Raw genomic sequence first — 23,557 nt, 5'->3', positions numbered from 1 at the left:
CCAAAAGCAACAATAAAGTCAAGTATTTATTTGTATATTTTAAAAAAAATTTGGCAGGCCCTTACGAACCTGCCAATAATTAACAATCGAGTTTAAATTACTTTAATGTAACCTTTGCACCGATCTCTTCAAGCTGAGCCTTGATTGACTCTGCTGTAGCCTTGTCAGCTGCTTCCTTGATTACCTTTGGAGCACCATCAACAAGTTCCTTTGCTTCCTTAAGACCAAGTCCAGTTGCCTCACGAACAACCTTGATAACCTTAACCTTCTCAGAACCTACTTCTGTAAGCTCTACGTCGAACTCGTCCTTCTCCTCAGCTGCTGCTGCACCGTCAGCTGCTGCTGCAACTACAACGCCTGCTGCTGCAGAAACGCCGAACTCTTCCTCACATGCCTTTACAAGGTCATTTAACTCTAATACGCTAAGCTCTTTGATAGCTGCGATAAACTCTTCTGTTGTCATCTTTGCCATGATTATTTTCCTCCATTAAATGATTAATTAAAAAATAAATTAAATTACTCTGCATCTGCTGCTGGAGCTTCCTCTGCTGGAGCTGCCTCTGTAGATGCATCACCCTGCTCTGCGATCTGGTTGAGTACGCGAGCGAAGTTTGTGATTGGTGACTGTAAGCTTCCAAGTAACTTTGAAAGAAGTTCCTCTCTGCTTGGTACAGCTGCTACTGCTGTCATGCCCTGTGCATCGTAGAATGTTCCTTCTACAACACCTGCCTTGATCTCAAGGTTCTGAGCTGTCTTACCGAACTTAGCAAGAATTCTTGCTGGAGCTGTAGCATCGTCCTTAGAAACAGCGATTGCGCTTGGTCCCTCAAGAACTTCGTCAAGCTGAGCAAAATCAGTTCCTTCAAAAGCACGCTTCATAAGAGTATTCTTGTATACCTTATATGTAACGCCTGCTTCACGAAGCTGCTTACGTAACTGTGTGTCTTCTGCAACTGTAAGTCCACGAGCGTCTACAACTACAACTGAAGCTGCATCCTTAATCTGCTCTGAAATCTCGTCAACTATTGGCTGCTTTAATTCAACTTTTGCCACGAATTTTTCCTCCTTATAATTTTCTTTGTGTTGCTTATATGAGGATAAGTAAAAAACCTCTATGCCATAAAGACATAGAGGTGATTAATCGATAAATACTTAATCGTCCTCGGCTGGTAGATAAAAATCTTTACGGCTAACGCCACCTGCTGTCTTCGGCAACAACTTTGTGCATTATATCATTTTGTATATTGTGCTGTCAACTATTAGTTTGAAACTTTAGCAACATTAAGCTTAACGCCAGGTCCCATTGTAGGAGCAAGTGAAATGCTCTTAATGTACTGACCCTTTAAGCTTGATGGCTTAGCCTTGTTGATAGCGTCCATAAGAGTCTGGAAGTTGTCCGCTAACTGCTCCTCTGTGAAAGAAGCCTTTCCGATAGGTACATGGATAATGTTTGTCTTATCAAGTCTATACTCAATCTTACCAGCTTTGATTTCTTCAACAGCCTTTGCAACATCCATAGTAACTGTACCAGCCTTAGGGTTTGGCATAAGTCCTCTAGGTCCAAGTACACGACCGAGACGACCAACAACACCCATCATATCTGGAGTAGCAACTACAGAATCGAAATCAGACCATCCTTCGTTCTGGATCTTTGGAATGAGTTCCTCACCGCCTACGAAATCAGCGCCTGCAGCCTGTGCCTCGTCAAGCTTAGCACCCTTAGCGAATACTAAAACTCGAACTGTCTTACCTGTTCCGTGTGGAAGTACAACTGCTCCACGGATCTGCTGCTCAGCGTGACGTCCGTCACAACCAGTTCTGATATGAGCTTCAATTGTCTCATCAAATTTAGCAGTAGCATTCTTCTTAACCTGAGCGATTGCTTCTGCTGGATCGTATGCAGCTGACTTATCATATGAGCTAACAGCTGCTACGTATTTCTTTCCTCTTTTCATGTTTACCTCCTGTGGTTTATCGAACCGTTTGGTTCTCCCACTCAATTAATTAATAGTAAGAACGTTGTTTTCGCTAAGCTGTGATTACTCTACAACCTCAACGCCCATTGATCTACATGTTCCTTCGATCATGCTCATTGCAGCTTCGATAGATGCTGCGTTAAGGTCTGGCATCTTTGTCTCTGCGATTTCCTTAACCTGAGCCTTTGTAATCTTTGCTACCTTTGTCTTATTAGGTGTGCCTGATGCCTTAGCAATCTTGCAAGCCTTCTTAATAAGAACTGGAGCTGGTGGAGTCTTTGTGATGAAGCTGAAGCTTCTATCTGCATAAACAGTGATGATTGTAGGAACGATTGTGTCTCCCATATCTGCTGTCTTTGCATTAAACTGCTTTGTAAACTCCACAATGTTTACACCATGCTGACCAAGTGCTGGACCAACTGGTGGTGCTGGTGTAGCTTTACCAGCTTGAATCTGCAACTTGATATAGCCTTCAATTTTCTTTGCCATGATATTCCTCCTGCTTAATAAGCGTTAGCACCTTCGTACCTTTTTATGTGTGCTAACCTAATCCATCTTTCGTACGTCCGTGAAATCAATCTCAACCGGTGTTTCACGTCCGAACATTTCAACGCTGATTGTAACTGTCTGCTTCTTAGCATTGATAGACTTAACAACGCCGACAGTATCTTTCCAGGTACCATCTACGACGCTAAGTGTATCGCCGATTTCGAAGTCTACCTCAACGTTTACTTTTTCAGTGTTAGAACCTAGTAAGTATGCCTGCACCTCTGCTTCTGACAATGGCACTGGCTTACTTCCTGGTCCAACGAAGCCTGTAACACCTCTAGTGTTTCTGACAACGTACCAAGTTTCATCATTCATAATCATCTCAATAAGAACGTAACCAGGGTACATCTTCTTTGAAACTTGCTTTTTAACGCCATCCTTAGTTTCGGTAACCTCAACCATAGGTACTCGTACATCAAGAATCTGCTCTTCGAGATGCTGTGTCTCGATTGCCTTTTCAATGTTTGTCTTGACTTTGTTCTCGTAGCCTGAGTAAGTATGAACTACATACCACTTTGCCTCTGCCATATGCGATGCCTCCATTAAAAGTTAACTAGGATATTAACACCCTTGTTGATCAATGCATCTAATACGATGATGATCACTGCTACAACTACTGACACAGCAACAACTGCTGTTGTCTGCTTTGACACGTCCTTAGGGTCTGCCCAAACGATTTTGTTAAATTCCGCTTTCAGACCTGCGAAACGTCCTGACTTTACCTTCTTCTCTTCTGCCATTTTGCACCTCCGCTAGACTACTTTGTCTCTTTGTGCATAGTGTGCTTCTTGCAGAATCTGCAATACTTCTTTGTTTCCATTCTGTCAGGGTGAGTCTTTTTGTCTTTTGTCATGTTGTAATTACGCTGCTGGCATTCTGTACATGCCAATGTTATCTTTGTGCGCACAACTTCCACCTCCGTTAAATTTCTACTTTGGTCCCCTTATACTCACTCACTTTAGCGAACAATAAGTGAGGCGAAAAAAGAGCATAAAAAAAAGACCTGCTTTTCTTAGTCGCTAGCTAAATTTATCATAGCTTGCAATAAGTGTCAAGTCTTTTTTTATTAGTCAATATTAACCCTTTACGCCACCGAGTGTTACGCCACCTACGATGTGCTTAGAAAGTACTAGGTATACTATTATAACAGGGAAGATTGAGAATGCAATCATCATGTAAACCTGTCCCATATCAAACTTAAGCCAGTCTGCGTTACGGAGCTGAGCAATAAGAATAGGAAGAGTCTTCTTTGCATCATCATGAAGTACAAGCGCTGGTGTGAAGTAATTGTTCCAGCTACCTACGAAGCTGAAGATTGCCTGTACAGCAATAGCTGGCTTCATAAGTGGTACAACAATCTGGTTAAAGGTTCTAAATTCTCCTGAGCCATCGATTCTGGCTGCCTCTACAAGTGATAGAGGAAGTGTAGCATCCATGTATTGCTTCATATAGAAGAATACTGCAGGGGATGCTATTGCAGGTACAATAAGAGGTATTGCACTGTTATCAAGCTGCATCTTACCAATTAACTGTAAGAAACCAAGTACAGTTACCTGTGTTGGAATCATCATAATCATTAATATGAAAGTAAAGATGAACTTCTTACCCCTAAAGTCGTATGCGTGAATAGCATAGGCTGTCATTGTTGAGAAATATGTAGCTAAGGTTGCTGTTAAAAATGCAATTATTAACGAGTTGAACATACCTCTTATAATAGGTAAAGTTCCGTTTTTAAGGTTTACCCAGTTCTCAATAAAATGATTACTTGGGATTGCTGTAAAGCCTGCACTCAATTCTGAATTACTTCTTGTAGCGTTAATAAACAATACATAGAACCAGAATAAGCATAGGAAAGATATTAATATTAATACAATGTAGGCAATTAGTCTTCTGGCATGAATACCACCGCCGGATTGTTTCTTTTTTTCTGCCATTGTTATTCTCCTTGTTTATTTCTTTTCTGAATTTGTAAACTTATAAACAATCATGCTTAGTATTCCAGTGATTATAAACATGTATACTGAAAGTGCACCGGCAAGACCGAAGTTCTTGCTAAACAAATGCTTGTTCAAGTACATGATAAGTGTCATTGATGAACGCATTGGATCACCAGTACCGTTTGTTAAAATCTGTGGAACATCAAACATCTGTAAACCACCGATAAGTGATGTAATCATTACATATACCAAGATTGGTCTAAGTAATGGCAGAGTGATTTTATAAAAAATCTGATTAGCAGTTGCTCCATCTACCTGAGCAGCCTCAAAAAGAGATGGGTCGATTCCCATCATACCTGCCATCAGAAGAATAGTCGTATTTCCAAACCACATAAGGCAGTTCATTGTAGCCACAAGTCCTCTAACAGTTCCTGCGTGGCTCATAAACTTAAATGCTTCCTTAAAAACGCCAATCTGAATTAATAAAGAGTTGATTGGGCCGCTGTCAGCGAATAATGTAAAGAATAACATTGCAAATGCAGATGCCATGATAAGGTTAGGCATGTAAATTACAGTCTTGAAGAATGTCTGGCACTTTAATCTAAGTGATGGATCTGTAAACCAGGCACCTAATAATAATGAAAGAACAATCTGTGGAATGAATCCTAAAATCCACATAATCATTGTGTTCTTAAAGTATAATGGCAAGTCGCCATTTGTAATTATTGTCTTATAATTTTCGAGTCCAACAAAGTTAGGACCAATCTGTGTTAATCCCGAACGATAATTCTCAAAAAACGAATTGTATATTGTAGATACTAAAGGTATCAACTGAAACAATATAAATACAACAAGGAAAGGAATAAGGAATATGTAGCCCCACTTGTTATATCTAACTACTTTACTTTTCTTAGCCATAAATGCTCCCTTTTTCTTTTAAATAGGGCGCATAGAGCCTATCCCCCACGCGCCCTAAATTTAATTATCCATCAATTGAGTATATTGATTAGTCTACTGTTACATCTGGATACTTCTCATGAACAGCCTTCTTGAACATATCAAGAGCCTCATCCTTTGTAGCGTTGCCGAGGAAGTAGTTCTTCATAGCCTTCTCAAGCTCTTCTGTACATCCCTGATCATAAGCAGAAAGGTTAGAAAGGTCGATCTTCTCTGCACCTTCAGCAAGCTGTGCATATGGGTTCTGTCCGCCAAGAAGCTCAAGGTTACCTGAATCATCAGATGCAAGCTCCTTAAGAACTGTCTTAGAGTTTACGCAGTCAGCATCCTGCTGAGCGATTTCCTTAAGAACAGCCTTGTCTGTTGTCATTGTAAGGATGATATCCTTTACAAGGTTAGCATTATCTGTACCTGTTGCAGCGCAGATCCATGTACCACCCCAGTAGTAAGACTGTGGTCCAACGCAGTAGCCCCAGCCACCCTGGTTAGCGATTGTGCCTTCTTCGTCAGCTGCAAGGCAGAAGTTGAAGAACCAAGCTGGTCCAAAGTAGCAGAAGATGTTTCCTTCTGGTCTCTTACCCTTTGCCCAGTCATCACCCCAAAGGTCATCTGTTGTCTCAGCCTTAGCATCAACAAGCTCCTTAGAGTCATCGATCCACTTCTCGATGTTCTTATCCATTACTAACTTGCCATCCTGTACCCACTTACCAGATACGTTGTTTGAATATGTACGATATGTATCAAATGCTGAGCACATCTTGTAACCAGCAGCAACAATCTTATCTGATGTCTCTTTGAACTTATCCCAATCAGATACAAGTGCCTGTACTTCATCAGGATCATCTGTTCCAAGAACTTCCTTAGCCATCTCTCTGTTGTAGATAAGACCAGCTGAGCAAGCCTGCCATGAAGCACCCTTTAAGTTACCGTTTGAATCTGTAACGATATCCTGTGTGTACTTGTACTGATCAGCAAGGTCAGCATCTGTAATACCAAGGTCCTTAAGAGGCATAGCATAATCTGTATCAACATACTTTAAAGCGTAATCAGCTTCAACAAGGAATAAATCCACCTTGTCGTCTGCAGATGCAGATTCCTGAGCTAAAAGAGCTTCATCAAGGTTGTTCTGATATGCGTTGTCTGTAGAAGGTGTGATTGTCCAAACAACATCAACATCACCAATCTTACCATGAGTAGCATCTACTTCTTCATAATCCTTGTAATGTGATTTAAGTCTTGACTGGAACTCATCATTCCAGCAGTGAATGTTGAGAACCTTACCTGTGTCCTCAGCAAGTTCAACTGCAGCATCAGCTGATTCTGTTGTTTCATCAGCAGGTGCTTCTGTAGAAGCTGATTCTGTGCTTCCACATCCAGCAAACATAGTTGCTGTCATTGTTGCTATTGCTAGCAAACTCACAATTCTTCTTTTCATTTGTGTTCCTCCCAATTTTTACGCGCCTTGCGCGTTTTGATTGATTGTTCTTGCATTTATATTAAGTTGATTTCTCAACCAAATGCCTAATTTAGTTTTTGAAGTGTATCGCCTTCGAGCAATCGTCCCTTTACTACAACCTGTTTAACAAGTGTTGTCTTTGGTCTTTCGATTAAATCAATAAGATTTTTAGCTGCCTGCAAACCAAGCTCATCTGCATCCTGTCGGTATGTAGTAAGTCTTGGTCTGATGTGTCTGGCAACTTTGATGCCATCGAAGCCTACAACTGAAACATCATCTGGCACCTTTAATCCCTTTTCCATGACAGCTCTCATTCCGCCATAAGCTGCATAATCATCTGGATAAAAGATGCATGTTGGTCTTTCTGGTAAATCCAGAAGTTCAAGTGTTGTCTCGTAAGCCCCATGTGTATCTCTATATGGTGACTCCCTCATATATTCATCTGGAACGGTAATACCATGTTCTTCTAATCTCTTATTGAAAGTAATGATTCGTGTTCTTGTAACTGAAGAATCAGCTCCATGTATATATGCTATTTTCTTATGACCATTTTCCACTACAAAATCAACCAGCTTATTAATTCCATCTACATTATCTGAAAGGATTGTTGTTGTATCATTGTAGATGTGATCAATTGTTACAACTGGAATATCACTCTTTACCAGTTCCACAACCTCTGGGTCATCGAAATGAACATTCGCAATTATGATTCCATCAAATCTTCTGTATCTGGCATGATTAAGATATGATGTTCTGCCTGGTGTGTTTCTATCATTAGAAATAAAGGTGATGTCGTACCCTTCTCTTTCAACTTCTTTTTTGAAGCTCTCGAGTACGCTAGCGAAAAAGTCGTGTTGCAATCCACTGTTTGCATCATCCATGAACAAAACTCCTAAGTTGTGAGTTCTATTTGTTTTCATAGACTTTGCTGCCGCATTTGGTACGTAACCCAACTCCCTAGCTGTCCTTCTGATTCTTGCTTTTGTCTCTGCTCCGATGTCACTATGATCATTAAGTGCTTTGCTGACAGTTGCTACGGATACATTACACTGGCTTGCAATATCCTTTAATGAGACCATTATTCCTCCCTTTTCCCTTCTGAAAACGCTTAATCGTTTTCGTAACTTAAATATAGCTCTATTTTCGTAAATCCACAAGAGATTTTCGAAAATTTGTGTTTTCGTGAAAGTTTCGTTAGTCGTTTTAGTGAAACATGCACAAATATATTGTACCCCATTTGCTTTTTAACCTCAATATGTTATTCTTAGTGCGTGAGAAGTATGCCTAATCGCTTAATCGTTTACGTACGATTTTGCCCACATTTTACGTACTTTTCTAATAGTAGACTACTTAAACGTTTACTATCATTAATTTCAATTTAAGTTTAGGGAGGATCATATGAAATACGGTTTTTTCGATGATAACAATAAAGAATACGTTATCACCACTCCAAAAACTCCTTTGCCTTGGATTAACTACCTGGGCTGTACGGATTTTTTCACACTGATATCTAACACCTGCGGTGGCTATACCTTCTATAAGGATGCAAAGCTTCTTCGTATGACTAGATATCGTTACAACGACACAACACCAGATACTAACGGAAAATATTTCTATATTAAGGATGGGGATACAATCTGGAACCCAGGTTGGCAGCCTACAAAAACTGAGCTTGATTCTTACGAATGTCGCCATGGTATTGGCTACAGCAAATTCACAGGCGCAAAGAACGATATTAAGGCTAGCCTTACAACATTCGTTCCAATTGGTGACCCTGTAGAGCTTACAAAGGTTACATTAACAAACACAGGCTCAGCTAAAAAGGACATTACACTTTTCTCTTATGTAGAATGGTGCTTATGGAATGCTGATGATGATATGAAGAACTATCAGCGTAACCTTTCAATTGGTGAAGTTGAAGTAATAGATTCTACTATTTATCACAAGACAGAATACAGAGAGCGCCGTAACCACTACGCAGTTTACTCTGTAAATACAAAGATTGACGGCTTTGAAACAAGCCGCGATGAATTCCGCGGTGCTTACAACGGACCAGATAAGCCAGCAGCTGTTATCGAAGGTAAGCTTCATAACACAATCGCTTCTGGTTGGTATCCAATCGCTTCTCATCAGATTAATGTTAGCCTTGAAGCCGGCGAAAGCAAGACTTTCGTATTTGCTTTAGGATACGTTGAGAATGCTGAGGATGATAAGTGGGAAGCACCTGGTATCATCAATAAGAAGAAAGCTAACGCTCTTCTTGCTAAGTACCAGACAACAGAAGATTTCGATAAGGCTTTCGCAGCTCTTAATACATATTGGAATGACCTTCTTAGCAAGTTCCACATCGAATCTAAGGATGAGCATGTAAACCGTATGGTTAACATTTGGAACCAGTATCAGTGTATGGTTACATTTAACATGTCACGTTCTGCTTCTTACTATGAGACAGGTATTGGCCGTGGAATGGGATTCAGAGATTCTTGCCAGGATCTTCTTGGTTTCGTTCACTTAATTCCTGACAGAGCTAGAGAGCGTATCATTGATATCGCTTCAACTCAGTTCCAGGATGGTAGCGCTTACCATCAGTATCAGCCTCTTACAAAGAAGGGCAATTCTGATATCGGTTCAGGCTTTAACGATGATCCATTATGGCTAATCGCTGGAACAAGCGCTTATATTCGCGAAACAGGTGATACTTCAATCCTTAAGGAGATGGTTCCATACGACAATGATATGTCAGTGGCAACTACTCTTATGGAGCATTTGAAGCGTTCATTTGATTATATTGTTAATCACAAGGGTCCACATGACCTTCCACTTATTGGTCGTGCAGATTGGAATGACTGCTTGAACCTTAACTGCTTCTCTGAGCATCCAGGTGAAAGCTTCCAGTGCTTCGGACCTTCAGAGGGACCTGTTGCTGAATCAGTATTTATTGCTGGTATGTTTGTAAAATATGGCCGCGAGTACGCAGATCTTTGCAAGCTCATGGGCGACAATGCTGAAGCTGACAGAGTTTTAGCTGAGGTTGATAAGATGATTAAAGCCATTGAGAAGGATGGCTGGGACGGCGAGTGGTTCGTACGTGCTTATGATGCTTACAGCCACAAGGTCGGTTCTAAGGAATGTTATGAAGGACAGATTTATATTGAGCCACAGGGTATGTGCGTAATGGCTGGTGTTGGTATCGAGGATGGCAAGGCAAAGAAAGCCCTTGATTCAGTTAAGGAAAAGCTTGATACAAAGTATGGTGTTATGATTCTTCAGCCTGCTTACACAAGATATCATCTTGAGCTTGGTGAAATCACATCATATCCACCTGGATACAAGGAAAATGCTGGTATCTTCTGCCACAACAACCCATGGATTTCTATTGCAGAAACATGTATCGGTCGTGGCGACAGAGCATTTGAAGTTTACAAGAAGACTTGTCCATCATATATTGAGGACATTTCTGAGATACATAGAACTGAGCCTTATGTTTACTCACAGATGGTAGCAGGAGCTGATGCTAAGTTCCACGGTGAGGCAAAGAACAGCTGGCTTACAGGTACTGCTGCTTGGACATTTACAAATATCTCTCAGTACATTCTTGGAATTTATCCTACACTTGAGGGACTTTCAGTAAATCCATGCATTCCAGCAGAATTCGGCGATTTCAATATCACACGTGTTTACCGCGGTGTAACCTACAATATTGAAATCAAGAACCCTAACAAGGTTCAAAAGGGCGTTGCATCACTTACAGTTGACGGCGTAGAGGTTAAGGGAAATGTAATTCCTTTCGACGGAAGCAAGAAGACTGTAAATGTAATCGCTACAATGAATTAGTTTCTTTTTCTTCATTAAATATTATTATTCTCCTTCTATGAATGAGCCAGGCATTGACATGCCTGGCTCTTCTGCTTAATAATTATCCTTATGAAAAGAACATTAAAATACGAAATAGCAACTGAATACGATGGATTTCAGATAGATAAATATCTTAAAGCTCAAGGTTACTCTTCTGCTAACATCACCGCCATCAAAAAGATGCCAAACAACGTTGTAATCGATGGCGAGTGGGTTCATATGAACTATAAGCTAAAGGCAGGAGAGATTTTGACTGTGAATATCACCGAGGAGGATTCTTCTGAAAAGATTCCTGCTGTTAAGATGGATTTAGATATTGTTTATGAAGACGAGGATATTATTGTAATAAATAAGCCTGCTGGGCTGCCTATACATCCTAGTCTTAATCATTACGAGGATTCTTTGGCCAACGGGCTGGCCTATTATTATGAGTCCCAAGGTAAGCCTTTTATTTTCCGTTGTGCCAACAGATTAGATAAGAATACTTCTGGCCTTACTGTTATAGCCAAGCATTTGGTTAGTGCCAATATTATTTCTACAGCTGTTAAAAACAGACAGTTTCACAGGGAATACTACGCTATTGTAAGAGGTTCCTTAGAACAAAAGGAAGGTACTATAGATGCGCCTATTGGGCGTGTTGGAGAATCTATTATTACCAGACAGGTTGATTTTGAAAACGGTGAGCGTGCCGTTACCCACTATAAGGTTGTAGAGGAAATGAATGGGCATAGTCTTGTTTCCATACATTTGGAAACAGGGCGCACTCATCAGATTAGGGTGCACTTCAAATATATCGGACATCCGCTGATTGGGGATTATTTGTATAATCCGGATTTTGAATGGATGGATAGACAGGCGTTGCATTCACGTAGGATTGAGTTTAGGCATCCGATAACAAAAAAAGAGATGTCATTCACAGCGGATTTGCCAAGTGATATGGCTGCTGTAGTAGACACCTCATCCGGTCCTTCGGACCACCTTCCCCTCAAGGGGAAGGCATTTTAATTCATAGACTCTTTTAAGTCTTCGTATTCGCGGTTTATCTCGGCCACGGTGGCGTTGTCGCCGGACTCGCCATCTGGGTGATAAATCTTAATCAAATCCTTATAGCGCTTTTTAAGCGCTTTCTTATCAGATACACCAGAAAAGAACATCTCTCCTTGGACGATGTTGTCTGGTTCATAGTATGGCTCCATGTAGCTGGACTGAACCTGCTCATAGAATTTTTTTCTACGCTCAAACTGTTCTTTGTCTTCAGCGAACCTGGCGGTTTCCTGAATAAGCAAATCCCATTTAAGCTTAAACTGTTTCTCTCTTTGTTCAAGTGCGTGGATGCGCGCCTCAAACTCTCTTCTTTCCATTAGCAAATCGTTCCATGCTTTTTCTAACTCTTTATGTCGATCCTCAAGTGCCTGCATGTCGATATTGCTTTGACATGTGCGATCTTTTGCCATAATAACTCTCCCGTATAACCCAATTACTAGTGCAGGTCTGCTGCTAATGTCTATATATTGTACTACTGCCTAAACTTATACTGATTATACTAAATGCAAAACTACTTGTAAAATACAATATAAGCTCTATCTTTTGTACACTATGCCAGTATATGGTGTGAGCTCAACATGTATATTTCCACCTTCAACATTTATATCGGTCGGCATAATGGAATAGCCAACCTCGTTGGTCAAAATAACCCTTTCCATTTGAGAATTCATTGGTATGCCAGCAATCCAAACTGGTATATCCACTTCCATGGAATTTCCATTGGAATTGATTACCACAACAACCTGCTCGTTGGAATTAAATCTGGCATAGCTAATAAATCCCTGACCACATTTAAGAAATCTAAAAGAACCATCCTTAATAGCACGACTCTGTTTGTGAACCATAATCATATCACGGGTGTAATCTATAAGATTGTAATCGCAGTGACCCCAAGGGAAGGTACGACGGCTATCTGGGTCGGTAAAACCACATACCCCTGCCTCATCTCCATAATACAGGGTAGGAGCTCCTGGCCAGGTCATCTGTACCATTTCTGCCAGCTTCATAATAGGGATGCTTACACCGTCTTCTGCGGCTCTGGCGCCCTTAGAATCTAAACGTCCTACAACGTGATTAGTACGGGTCAAAAATCTGGAATGGTCATGGTTTGATAGCTGATTCATAGCACAGTACAAAGATGGTGTCTTCAATCTTGCCATAAAATGCAGCATGGTATTTTTAAATCTTTCGCCATCACCAATGGCACTAGGCTGGAATTCATCTGAATGCTTTTCCATTCCTGTTAAAAAGAATGTAAGCGGTTCCATAAATGCATCATAGTTCATTACCGTATCCCACTGGTCACCCGCCAGCCAGGCACTAGGATTGCCGTAATGCTCCGCAAGGATGATTGCATTAGGATTGGCAGATTTTACTACATCTCTAAAATCATGCCAGAATTTATGATTGAATTCCTCTGAGTGACCCAAATCCGCTGCAACGTCAAGTCTCCAGCCATCGCAGTTATAAGGTGGGCTCACCCATTTCTTTCCAATGTTGAGAATATAATTGTAAAGCTTTTCTGAAGCCTCATAATTAAGCTTTGGAAGTGTGTCATGACTCCACCAGCCATCATATGATTTGTTATCTGGCCAAGAGTCTTCGTAAAACCAGAAAAAGTCGTGATATGGACTATCCTTGCTTTCGTAAGCTCCCGGTTCATAGCCTTCTTCCTTGGAATAAATTTTCTCTCTATTAAGCCATTTATTAAAGGAACCACAGTGATTGAATACACCGTCAATAATAACTCTGATTCCCTTTTCATGGGCCTCAGTAACGAAATCTGCAAAGAACTGGTTACTAGCCTCTAAGTTCTCTTTGTTTGTAACTCTAAGCTTGTATTTGGTGGCATGACTGTTGTCATAGTCACCGTTCTTCAGGCATTCTCCTCCATCATTTTTGATGATAGTGAGATGTGGGTCGATATAATCATAATCTGATGTGTCGTATTTATGGTTAGAAGGGGATACAAATAGTGGATTGAAATAGATTACTTCTACCCCCAGACTTTTCAGATAGTGGAGCTTCTGCCTAACGCCTTCCAAATCGCCACCGTAGAAACGTCCAATATCCAAGTTAGCAGGAATACTATCCCAATCTGTGACACGCTGCACAGGAGCACCTACATAATGATATTCGTTTGTCTCTACATCGTTAGATTCGTCCCCATTGTAGAATCTATCCACGAGAATTTGGTACATAACTGCACCTTTAGACCATGCAGGTGTGGAAAACCCTGGAGTGATTGAGAAGTCATAGTGCTCACGTGGGTCACGCCATAGTCCAACCCTGTCGTAATAATAGACTCCTGCATCGCCAGATATTTCAAAATGATATCTTAATTCCTGGTCCGAAAGCTTTACATCGCAGGAATAATAATCAAAGTCTCCCCTTGTTCTTTCAAGATGAAGTCGTTTAGGGGCTTCTAGTTGTCTGGAAACCAAATAAGCCTCTACATCCTCTTGATGAAAGACTCTTAGCCTGATAGTTACCAAATCATAAGGCTCTGGCTCCATTGGCGTTCTGTATTCTGCTGTTCCATCTGAATATATTGCTTGGATATTCATAACCGAATTCCCCTTTGAATATTTTTAGATAGTAAAAAAGACAGCTACGATCGCTGTCTTTTTAGGAGAAGGTATTTTTACTATGGGGTTAGTAAAAATTATATAATGTATTGGGGGGTTTTTACGATGTTTATTATATGGCGGTGCAACACTTAAGTGTGCACAAATATAACAAAACATCATAACCATTTTTGTGCATATCGCACTAAACTCCCCGGATTATTCCTTCTACAGCGATTGTTTGCTAGTTTTCACTATCAAATAGTGCTTCGAATTCGTCTCTACCAATTCTTTCGTTCTCTATTAATAGATTAGCACATTTATGTAGTATCTGTTCATTTTCTTTAAGAATTTTCACAGCTTTTTCATAACATTCATCGATGATGTTTTTAACTTCGTCATCGATAGCCTTCGCTGTAGCATCGGAAAAGCCCTTGGCATGGGCAAGGTCACGGCCTATAAATACTTCCTCTTCATCGTCGCCATAGTGAACCATGCCGATTGTCTTAGAAAATCCATATTTTGTAACCATGTTTTTGGCCATCTGAGTGGCCTGTTTAATATCATTTGATGCACCTGTGGTAACATCATCAAAAATAAGCTCTTCTGCAACTCTACCGCCCAATGAAACAATAATATTCTGGAGCATTTTGCCCTTGGTGTTAAACATATTATCGTTTTCATCTATAGGCATTGTATAGCCTGCTGCGCTCGCACCTGTAGGTATGATAGAAACAGTGTAAACTGGACCTACATCTGGAAGCACATGGAATAGAATGGCGTGTCCTGCTTCGTGATATGCGGTGATTCGCTTTTCTTTGTCAGAAACCACTCTACTCTTCTTTTCTTTACCAATTCCAACTTTAATGAAGGATTTCTTAATATCCTCTTGTACTATGTACTGTCGATTCTCACCTGCTGCAAGAATGGCTGCTTCGTTAAGAAGATTTTCAAGGTCTGCACCTGTGAAACCAACTGTCGACTGCGCAACCTGGTGCAAATCAACATCATCACCTAAGGCCTTGTTGGTAGCATGAACCTTAAGGATTTCCTCACGGCCCTTAACGTCAGGTCTGCCAACATAAACCTTTCTGTCGAAACGTCCTGGACGCATGATAGCCTGATCAAGGATATCTACGCGGTTTGTAGCTGCCATAACAATGATGCCTTCGTTGACACCAAAGCCGTCCATCTCTACAAGAAGCTGGTTAAGTGTCTGCTCACGCTCATCATGGCCGCCACCCATACCAGTACCTCTGCGTCTGGCAACTGCATCTATCTCATCGATAAATACGATACATGGTGCATTCTGCTTGGCCTCTGCGAATAAATCACGTACACGGGAAGCACCCACACCAACAAACATCTCAACGAAATCAGAACCTGATATTGAGAAAAATGGAACTCCTGCCTCGCCTGCAATAGCCTTGGCAAGAAGTGTTTTACCTGTTCCTGGAGGGCCTACTAAAATAACACCCTTTGGAATACGTGCGCCAAGCTTTGTGTATTTGCCTGGGTCCTTAAGGAAATCAACAAGCTCTTCGACTTCTTCCTTTTCCTCTTTAAGACCTGCCACATCATCAAATGTGGTATTGATGTCTTCTTTGTTAGTCATCTTGGCACGACTTTTGCCAAAATTCATCATTTTAGCATTAGTTCCGCCGCTGCCGCCTGCGTTCTGAGCATTCATCATTATCATAAACAGGATGAATACTGCACCAAGCACAACAAGCATTGGAAGTAACTCTGATATCCAGCTGTCCTTTGGAACATCTGAAAGTGTGTATGTTATCCTTTCTTTTGCTAATGTGTCCTGTAAGGAATTAACATCTGAAACATACAAAATAACTGTGGAACCATCGGAAAGCTTTATGTTTGCAGCTCCTGTTGGAACCTGTTCGTTCTGAGTGATAGCAACGGATTCGACTTCGCCCTGCTTTATTGCTGATTTAAACTGTGACATTGAATAGGTTGTTGTTGATTTGCCCATGCTTGTGTACAGCATAACCAGCACAACAGCAACAAACAATGCATAGATTATCATTCCTGAAGCTCTAGATTTCTTCAAATTATCCTCCTAGTCTAGCTCCACTACGCCGATGTATGGAAGGTTACGATATTTCTGGTCGTAATCTAATCCGTAACCAACTACAAACTGGTCTGGAATAGTGAAACCTGTGTAATCAACGTGAACATCCACTTCTCTGCGGTCTGGCTTATCAAGCATAGTAACCATACGTACTGATTTTGCTCCGCGGTCCTTGAAATAATGACCAAGGAAGTTAAGTGTATTTCCGCTGTCTATAATATCCTCAACAATGATGACATTCTGTCCTGTTGGGTCTAAATCCAACTCTTTCTTAAGCTTTACAACACCTGTAGAAACTGTGCCGCCTTCATAGCTAGATGTAGCGATAAAATCCATGATAACTGGAACTGTGATACGCTTAGCAAGCTCGCATGCAAACATAGCTGCGCCCTTCAAAACACATACCAAAAATACTGATTCGCCTTCATAATCCTTGCTAATCTGTGCTCCTAGCTCTGAAATTCTTTCAGCCAATTCCTCTTCTGGTAATAGAACTTTAATGTTCTCACTCATTTTATTATTCCTCCGTGTAACTTATCTCTAATACTCGAGTGGTATTTTCAGAAATCTTGTAATATTCGCTAACCCTGTGGCCTACAACCCACATAACATGATTGCCATCACAAACCAATGGCACTTCGTCTCTCATGTGGCGAGGGATTTTCTCATCAACAAAATAATCTTGAATAGATTTGCGATTTCCTTTAGAATCGATGACCAGATAGTCCCCTTCAGCACGGGTTCTTATTACAATATTAGCCATTATTCTATCACAATCGAACCATTTCGTATAGGTTTCTTTAGGGTAATTCATGGCTTTTTCGTAGGCAAATTCCCTGTATTCAAAATGAGGTTCACCCTTTTTTTCATCCTTGTCTATCACGTACAGCTTCTCGTATGAAATCACCAATGTTTTCTTGTATGGAAGCTGAACCTGGCGCTCGCCGTCCTCGTTCAAAAGCTCCAGGATAGAATCGATGTGAACTGCCGTAACATCCTTCTGATATGGCATGAACTGGCTTAGATATTCCTTTAGGGCCTGGCTTGCAATAACATGTGGCGCAGTTGCAATTGCGCGCTTCCTTAGTGAGCCATCCTCTTCCTTAGCAATCTGAAGCAGACCATTAGCCTCGAAGGAGATGTATTCTGCCACCTCAGAAAGTCGTTCTGTCATGTCAAATATGTGCTCAAGGGCCTTATCGTTAATCTTTCCAAGCTCTGGCATGATATTGTGTCTGATTCTGTTTCTATCGTAATCCACCTGCTGATTAGTGGCATCAATGCAATAGCCGATGTCGTTAGCTTCCAGGAAATCAAGGATATCCTTTTTAGGAACAACTAACAGTGGCCTGATAATGCCATCCCTTACAGGGGCGATACCACACATGCCGTCTAAACCTGTGCCTCTGGCCATGTGAAACAGTACTGTTTCTGCATTATCGTCTGCATTGTGGGCAACTGCAATCTTTACAGGCATTCCATTCGTAGCCAGTTCCTTAGACACCCTGTCAAAAGCCTCATATCGTGCCATTCTAGCCTCTTCTTCGATTGAACGGCCGCTTGCCTTAGCCAGTGAAGGAATATCGATTTTTTCAACGATTAAAGGCACTTCAAAGTCGTTGCACAGCCATCTGACGTATTCTTCATCCTCATCAGCATCCTTACCACGTATCATATGGTTAATGTGGACTGCGTTTATTGTAAGATTGTATTCCTCCTTAAGGGCTAAAAGTACAAAAAAGAGGCATACGGAATCTGGCCCTCCTGACAGGCCGAGCACAACTCCATCGCCTCTAGTTAACATATTGTATTTCTCAATATATTCTTTAATTTTCTTTTTCTTTAAAAATGATCCAATTGTCATGTGTTAATCCAAGCTTCTCAGATGCTTCTTTTTCTATATATTCGTCACTACCGACGTATTCTTCATCTTCTTTTAATTTGTTCTGTTTCTTTTTAGCAGTCTCAAGCTGCTTTTCAAGGGCCTCTTCTGTCCTTTTGTATTCCTGGTTCTTTCTGTAAAGATTAACCATTTGGACAGTCATAGCACCAATCATGAAAAGCATGATTACAGCTACATATATTCTACCTGTGGAGGTTTTCTTTCTTCTTCTAACTCTTCTAACTCTTCTACCCTTATTAGACATACTTAAATAGCTCCGCTGCTGCATCCTTCTTAGTGGTATCCTGAATATCCAGGACTTCTACTTTAACATTTTTATTACCAAATGCTATTTCAATTATATCACCAATCTTGACGTCAGTGGAAGCTTTCGCAATTTTTCCATTAATTTGTACTCGGCCGCTGTCGCATGCCTCGTTGGCTACGGTGCGTCGTTTTATAAGTCTACTTACTTTCAAATATTTGTCTAATCTCATTTTATCACCTCATCAGTCAGCAAAGCTGACAGCTTCCCCTCAAGGGGAAGCCTTTAAAAAAGGGGTTCGGCAATGCCGAACCCCACCATCATCTAATAGAAATCAAGAAATATATTAGTTGATAGAATCCTTAAGAGCCTTACCAGCCTTGAACTTAGGAGCCTTAGATGCAGGAATCTTCATCTCTGCGCCTGTCTGTGGGTTTCTACCTGTACGAGCTGCTCTCTCAGAAACTTCGAATGTACCGAAGCCTACAAGCTGAATCTTCTCACCCTTCTTAAGTTCTTCTGCTACTACCTCTGTAAATGCCTTAACAGAAGCTTCTGCGTCTTTCTTAGAAATGTTAGCCTTGCTAGCGATTGCTGCTACTAATTCTGTCTTGTTCATTACTATTCCTCCTCGAGAATTTTATTTGATTTATAGTTGGGAACTCCCTTTGACTACAATATCCTTTATAATTGTTTTAGATTATCATGTCAACAATAAAACCCTAAAAAATCCCGATTTTATAAGGTTTTTATGGATTATTACAAAAATTTTGCGGAATTTTTAAACATTATTACTATTTACAAACCCTTGATTTTTCGGGAAGTTCACATCTTTTTCACATTATGTCAATTCATGAGATTGCTGATAAGGTCTGAAATTGTCGACAAATAATCGACCTCATAATCATAATTGTCCTTTATAGTGCTTCCAGCCGTTTCTTTTTCTGACAAATTTCTTCTTGGTTGTTGACTAGTATCTGTCGTATTTGTGGTCTGATTTGCAGTGTTTTGTTCTGTGCTTTGTTCTGTATTTTGTTCTGTATTTTGTTCTGTATTTTGTTCTGCACTTGGAGCCGGTTTTTCAGCCACATTTGATGCTGATTGTTCATCACCAGACTCCATGGCAAGAGTGATTGTGGCGGACTCTGAATTCACCACTAAAGTCTTGTTCCATGATGTGTATCCATCACACTGAACCACAAGCTTGTGAGCACCGTACTGTACTTCCTGTGGCTCCGTAACATCTACCTGCTTTCCATCAAGAAAAACATAAGTGTCTGGTACTGTAACTAAAAACGTAAGCAAACAGAAGGATGGGCCCTCACCCTTTAATTCATCCAGATTAACCACCGTGGTAGTGTTTCTTGCAATTGTGTATTCGCCGCTTCCGCCCCAGCCGTTATTAGCAACTGTAACCTTATACGTGCCCTCAGGGACCTCTATAAGCTCATCGCTATATACTGTGGATACGATTTTATTTCCAATAAAAATCATACTTCCATCAAATAACGATGTATTAGCGAGCTTAATATAGCCGTGACCTGTTGTAACAGCTATGGAAATAACGTTCTTTTCCTGGCCTACAACAGTGATTTTGTCATCCTCATCAATATCAGACGGCTGTATCTTCAGATTATCGGAATAAACCTTGGTTTTATCGGTAATCTTGTAGTTATGGCCGTCGATGGTGATAAGATTTCTGTCGGCCTCCAGCTTGTATTTGGAAATATCTTCATAAATCCAAACATCACCACTCTTTTGGATTGATGCTAATGCTCCTGAAGCTGGTAGGAAATCACCTATAGTTACAACCGTGCCGTTTGTGAAGCTGGCCCACACGCTATTTGTACCAAATTTGTCCAAAAATCGGGTAGTCATGTTGTAATTGTAGCGAAGCTGCTTGTCCTCATCCAAAGAATAAAGGGATATTGTCTCATCATTCATGTCTAGATTTTCTACTACAAATAAGGCACTATCCTTTTTTTCAAGCTCGTCATCAGCTAAAGTCTCGGTAGTTTCCACTTCTTCCTTATTCTGCCTTATGGCTGAGCCTGTATGGTTGGTAACAGTGGCATTATTGGGATGCTTTCCGCAACCCATAAGCGCAAAAGCCAGCACCATTACAATAAATATTAATTTTTTCGTTTTTGGTGTAAAAATCCCTCTCATAACATTATTGTAGCATATCTTTAACTCGATTTAGCAAATAATCTCTGTCGTTAAGCTCAGGATTATCTACAACCTCATCAAAAACTGCTTTTAAAATCTCCCCTATACGCTGTCCCTGTGGGACTCCCATATCTATTAAATCCTTGCCGTTCACCTTTAAATCCTTGATTCTAAGGCAATCTCCTGCTGCAATGACCTGTCTGTAAACCTGTTCCAGCTTATCGATATAAGCAAGCTTCTCTTCACGGTTATACATACTCTGAGCCAGGCAATCAGCACGTTTAACAGCAAGTAAATCATCGAAATTATCCTGTCCAACACGTATTATCATCCTGCGGACATTACGCTCGTTGATTTCTGGTCTGTCGTCATGATTCTTAACCAGATTACAAACCTTATCTGTAGTATCATTATCAAACTTAAGGCGTCTAAGAATATCTCGCGCCATCTCGGCTCCCCTTACAGGGTGCATTTTAAAATGGTCCTGCCCATTTTCATCGGTAGTCTTGCAGGCTGGCTTAGCCACGTCATGAAGCATCATTGTAAGGCGAATCACCTTGTCAGCAGGTGCTAGTTCCATAGATTTAATAGTGTGCTCCCCTACTGTGTACATGTGATGTTTGTTATGCTGCTCACATTCTAGCATCACATCAAGCTCAGGGAAGAATACTTTGGAAAGGCCTGTGTTATATACCTCTCTAAGGCGCTCTGGATGGTCTGATGTAACAAGCTTCACCATTTCTACCTGGATACGCTCTGCGCTGATTCTATCTAAGGTTGGCGCCAGCTTGCAGATAGCATTATAAGTCTCAGGCTCTATCTCAAAGCCTAACTGGGCTGAGAAGCGCAAAGCTCTAAGCATACGAAGTGCATCCTCTGTAAAACGCTCTGTAGGATTGCCAACTGCCTTGATAATGCCTGCATCCAAATCCTCCTTGCCACCAAATAAATCCACAAGGCCTCTGTTTTCACTGTAGGCCATGGCGTTGATGGTGAAATCGCGGCGCTTAAGGTCTTCCTCTAAGGATGCTGTAAATGTGACCTCCTTAGGGTGACGGCCATCCTCGTATTTGCCATCCACGCGATAGGTGGTTACCTCGTAGCCCTCGCCGTGGAGCAGTACAGTAACGGTGCCGTGTTCAATTCCAGTGTCAAAGGTTCTATCAAAAAGAGACTTTACCTGTTCTGGCAAAGCCGATGTTGTGATATCCCAATCGTGTGGAATTTTCCCTAGAATGCAGTCACGGACACAGCCGCCTACTGCATAGGCTTCGTGTCCGTTAGATTCTAAAATATTTATTATTTTTGAAACGTCTGCTGGTAAATTCATATTAATAAGCTTTACCCCAATATACTAATTTCTTAGCTGGCTTGCCGCAGCATGCACATACATCAGAAATGTGTTCCTGATCATTGAATGGCATACAACGTGAAGTTACAGCTAAATCCTCTTTAATCTTGTTCTCACAAGCTACATCGCCGCACCACATAGCACGAATGAAGCCTGGCTTGTTGTTAGCGATTTCTGTGAACTCAGCGTAGTTGTGAGCATCCCATATATGGCTATCACGGTGAGCCTTTGCTCTTTCAAACATATCCTTCTGGATTGTCTCAAGAAGCTCTGCTACCTTTGTCTCCACCTGATCAAGTGGGCACTCTATCTTTTCACGTGTATCACGGCGAACAAGTACGCACTTGCCTGCCTCGATATCCTTTGGTCCAAGCTCTACACGAACAGGGATACCGCGCATCTCTGCCTCAGAGAACTTCCAACCTGGTGACTTATCTGAATCATCAAGCTTAGCACGCATTGTCTTACCAAGGCGTTCACAAACCTCGCCTGCCTTCTCAAGTACGCCTTCCTTCTTCTGCTGAATAGGAATAACTATTACCTGTGTAGGTGCGATACGTGGTGGAAGTACAAGACCTGAATCATCACCATGTACCATAATGATAGCACCGATAAGACGTGTAGTCATGCCCCAAGATGTCTGGTGAACATACTGAAGCTGATTGTTCTTATCTGTGTACTGAATACCAAATGGCTTAGAGAAGTTCTGGCCAAAGTTATGTGATGTACCTGACTGTAAAGCCTTACCATCATGCATGAGTGCTTCGATTGTGTATGTAGCCTCTGCTCCGGCGAACTTTTCCTTATCTGTCTTCTGTCCACGAACTACTGGCATAGCAAGTACTTCCTCGCAGAAATCAGCGTAAAGATTAAGCATCTGTACTGTACGTGCCTCTGCCTCCTCTGCTGTTGCATGAGCTGTGTGACCTTCCTGCCATAAGAACTCACGTGAGCGAAGGAATGGACGTGTTTCTTTCTCCCAACGAACTACTGAGCACCACTGGTTGTAAACCTTTGGTAAATCTCTGTGAGAATGAATAATATCCTTATAAAAATCACAGAAAAGAGTCTCAGATGTAGGACGAACGCAAAGACGTTCCTGAAGCGGGTTAAGACCACCATGTGTAACCCAAGCTACCTCTGGTGCAAATCCCTCAACATGATCCTTCTCAACCTGAAGAAGACTCTCAGGGATGAACATCGGCATGTACACATTCTGTACTCCTGTCTCTTTGAATCTTCTGTCTAACTCGTGCTGGATGTTTTCCCAAATAGCATACCCATCGGGCTTGATAATCATGCATCCCTTTACTGATGAATATGCAATCAAATCAGCCTTAACAACTACGTCGGTATACCATTGTGCGAAATCCTCTGACATAGAGGTAATCGCTTCTACCAGCTTTTTTTCCTGTGCCATTTTAATCTCCTTATCTATTTTTCAAAATATGCTAACTACA

Annotated in this window: 24 protein-coding genes and 1 other annotated feature; of the genes, 2 read left to right on the top strand and 22 right to left on the bottom strand. The window is 41.1% G+C overall.

The window, feature by feature from the left end; genetic code table 11:
• Positions 1-97: 97 nt before the first annotated feature.
• The 11 genes from rplL to G611_RS0106400 form a co-directional block, all read right to left on the bottom strand.
• Positions 98-472, bottom strand: a complete 375-nt coding sequence (gene rplL / locus G611_RS0106450; protein WP_028242924.1) for a 50S ribosomal protein L7/L12 — start codon at positions 470-472, stop codon at positions 98-100.
• 44 nt (positions 473-516) lie between these two features.
• Positions 517-1,053, bottom strand: coding sequence for a 50S ribosomal protein L10 (rplJ, locus tag G611_RS0106445; protein ID WP_028242923.1), 537 nt, complete (start codon positions 1,051-1,053; stop codon positions 517-519).
• 41 nt (positions 1,054-1,094) lie between these two features.
• Positions 1,095-1,230 (bottom strand) — a sequence feature (ribosomal protein L10 leader region).
• 29 nt (positions 1,231-1,259) lie between these two features.
• Positions 1,260-1,955 (bottom strand): 50S ribosomal protein L1, encoded by a 696-nt coding sequence (gene rplA / locus G611_RS0106440; RefSeq protein WP_028242922.1) that lies wholly within the window; start codon positions 1,953-1,955, stop codon positions 1,260-1,262.
• A gap of 84 nt (positions 1,956-2,039) precedes the next feature.
• A complete protein-coding gene (rplK, locus tag G611_RS0106435; protein WP_028242921.1) occupies positions 2,040-2,465 on the bottom strand; it encodes a 50S ribosomal protein L11 in 426 nt (141 codons plus the stop codon).
• Positions 2,466-2,522: 57 nt separating this feature from the next.
• Positions 2,523-3,053 (bottom strand): transcription termination/antitermination protein NusG, encoded by a 531-nt coding sequence (nusG, locus tag G611_RS0106430; RefSeq protein WP_028242920.1) that lies wholly within the window; start codon positions 3,051-3,053, stop codon positions 2,523-2,525.
• Positions 3,054-3,067: 14 nt separating this feature from the next.
• Positions 3,068-3,265 (bottom strand): preprotein translocase subunit SecE, encoded by a 198-nt coding sequence (gene secE, locus G611_RS0106425; RefSeq protein ID WP_028242919.1) that lies wholly within the window; start codon positions 3,263-3,265, stop codon positions 3,068-3,070.
• Positions 3,266-3,282: 17 nt separating this feature from the next.
• Positions 3,283-3,432 (bottom strand): 50S ribosomal protein L33, encoded by a 150-nt coding sequence (gene rpmG / locus G611_RS0106420; RefSeq protein WP_028234592.1) that lies wholly within the window; start codon positions 3,430-3,432, stop codon positions 3,283-3,285.
• Between the two features lie 169 nt (positions 3,433-3,601).
• Positions 3,602-4,459 carry a carbohydrate ABC transporter permease gene (locus G611_RS0106415; RefSeq protein ID WP_028242918.1) on the bottom strand — a complete coding sequence of 286 codons (858 nt, stop codon included), beginning with the start codon at positions 4,457-4,459 and terminating at the stop codon, positions 3,602-3,604.
• Between the two features lie 15 nt (positions 4,460-4,474).
• Positions 4,475-5,380 carry a carbohydrate ABC transporter permease gene (locus G611_RS0106410; RefSeq protein ID WP_028242917.1) on the bottom strand — a complete coding sequence of 302 codons (906 nt, stop codon included), beginning with the start codon at positions 5,378-5,380 and terminating at the stop codon, positions 4,475-4,477.
• Positions 5,381-5,468: 88 nt separating this feature from the next.
• The gene (locus G611_RS0106405; protein ID WP_028242916.1) at positions 5,469-6,854 is read right to left on the bottom strand and encodes an ABC transporter substrate-binding protein; all 1,386 of its coding nucleotides are present in this window, start codon (positions 6,852-6,854) and stop codon (positions 5,469-5,471) included.
• An 86-nt stretch (positions 6,855-6,940) separates the two neighbouring features.
• Positions 6,941-7,954 (bottom strand): LacI family DNA-binding transcriptional regulator, encoded by a 1,014-nt coding sequence (locus G611_RS0106400; RefSeq protein WP_028242915.1) that lies wholly within the window; start codon positions 7,952-7,954, stop codon positions 6,941-6,943.
• Positions 7,955-8,273: 319 nt separating this feature from the next.
• Here G611_RS0106400 and G611_RS0106395 point away from each other — a divergent pair, with 319 nt between their 5' ends.
• Positions 8,274-10,709, top strand: coding sequence for a GH36-type glycosyl hydrolase domain-containing protein (locus G611_RS0106395; protein WP_028242914.1), 2,436 nt, complete (start codon positions 8,274-8,276; stop codon positions 10,707-10,709).
• A 90-nt stretch (positions 10,710-10,799) separates the two neighbouring features.
• Positions 10,800-11,735 carry an RluA family pseudouridine synthase gene (locus G611_RS14145; RefSeq protein ID WP_051195132.1) on the top strand — a complete coding sequence of 312 codons (936 nt, stop codon included), beginning with the start codon at positions 10,800-10,802 and terminating at the stop codon, positions 11,733-11,735.
• On the opposite strand, the gene G611_RS14140 is transcribed toward G611_RS14145, so the two are convergent.
• The 11 genes from G611_RS14140 to proS all read right to left on the bottom strand — a co-directional run bounded on the left by G611_RS14140 (position 11,732) and on the right by proS (position 23,517).
• Positions 11,732-12,184, bottom strand: a complete 453-nt coding sequence (locus tag G611_RS14140; protein ID WP_051195130.1) for a hypothetical protein — start codon at positions 12,182-12,184, stop codon at positions 11,732-11,734. The two genes, G611_RS14145 and G611_RS14140, sit on opposite strands and share 4 nt — an antisense overlap.
• 126 nt (positions 12,185-12,310) lie before the next feature.
• On the bottom strand, positions 12,311-14,341 hold the full coding sequence (locus tag G611_RS0106380; RefSeq protein ID WP_028242913.1) for a glycoside hydrolase family 13 protein: 2,031 nt from the start codon (positions 14,339-14,341) through the stop codon (positions 12,311-12,313).
• A 244-nt stretch (positions 14,342-14,585) separates the two neighbouring features.
• Positions 14,586-16,385, bottom strand: a complete 1,800-nt coding sequence (gene ftsH, locus G611_RS0106375; protein WP_028242912.1) for an ATP-dependent zinc metalloprotease FtsH — start codon at positions 16,383-16,385, stop codon at positions 14,586-14,588.
• Positions 16,386-16,418: 33 nt separating this feature from the next.
• Positions 16,419-16,943, bottom strand: a complete 525-nt coding sequence (gene hpt, locus G611_RS0106370) for a hypoxanthine phosphoribosyltransferase (RefSeq protein WP_028242911.1) — start codon at positions 16,941-16,943, stop codon at positions 16,419-16,421.
• Between the two features lie 4 nt (positions 16,944-16,947).
• A complete protein-coding gene (gene tilS / locus G611_RS0106365; protein WP_207636289.1) occupies positions 16,948-18,234 on the bottom strand; it encodes a tRNA lysidine(34) synthetase TilS in 1,287 nt (428 codons plus the stop codon).
• A 22-nt stretch (positions 18,235-18,256) separates the two neighbouring features.
• Complete coding sequence (locus tag G611_RS0106360) at positions 18,257-18,577, bottom strand: FtsB family cell division protein (protein ID WP_028242909.1); 321 nt, start codon at positions 18,575-18,577, stop codon at positions 18,257-18,259.
• Positions 18,570-18,809, bottom strand: a complete 240-nt coding sequence (locus G611_RS0106355) for an RNA-binding S4 domain-containing protein (protein WP_028242908.1) — start codon at positions 18,807-18,809, stop codon at positions 18,570-18,572. Before G611_RS0106355 ends, G611_RS0106360 begins: the two co-directional genes overlap by 8 nt.
• Positions 18,810-18,923: 114 nt before the next feature.
• Positions 18,924-19,196 carry an HU family DNA-binding protein gene (locus tag G611_RS0106350; RefSeq protein WP_028234604.1) on the bottom strand — a complete coding sequence of 91 codons (273 nt, stop codon included), beginning with the start codon at positions 19,194-19,196 and terminating at the stop codon, positions 18,924-18,926.
• A 227-nt stretch (positions 19,197-19,423) separates the two neighbouring features.
• Positions 19,424-20,746, bottom strand: coding sequence for a hypothetical protein (locus G611_RS0106345; RefSeq protein WP_155942260.1), 1,323 nt, complete (start codon positions 20,744-20,746; stop codon positions 19,424-19,426).
• A gap of 4 nt (positions 20,747-20,750) precedes the next feature.
• Positions 20,751-22,082, bottom strand: coding sequence for a CCA tRNA nucleotidyltransferase (locus G611_RS0106340; protein WP_028242906.1), 1,332 nt, complete (start codon positions 22,080-22,082; stop codon positions 20,751-20,753).
• Positions 22,078-23,517, bottom strand: coding sequence for a proline--tRNA ligase (proS, locus tag G611_RS0106335; RefSeq protein ID WP_028242905.1), 1,440 nt, complete (start codon positions 23,515-23,517; stop codon positions 22,078-22,080). Before proS ends, G611_RS0106340 begins: the two co-directional genes overlap by 5 nt.
• Positions 23,518-23,557: the final 40 nt, after the last annotated feature.

The organism is Pseudobutyrivibrio ruminis AD2017 (genome assembly GCF_000424305.1).
Taxonomy (GTDB): domain Bacteria; phylum Bacillota; class Clostridia; order Lachnospirales; family Lachnospiraceae; genus Pseudobutyrivibrio; species Pseudobutyrivibrio ruminis_B.
Note: the sequence above shows the minus strand (reverse complement) of the source record. Positions and strands in the feature narration are given on the sequence as shown.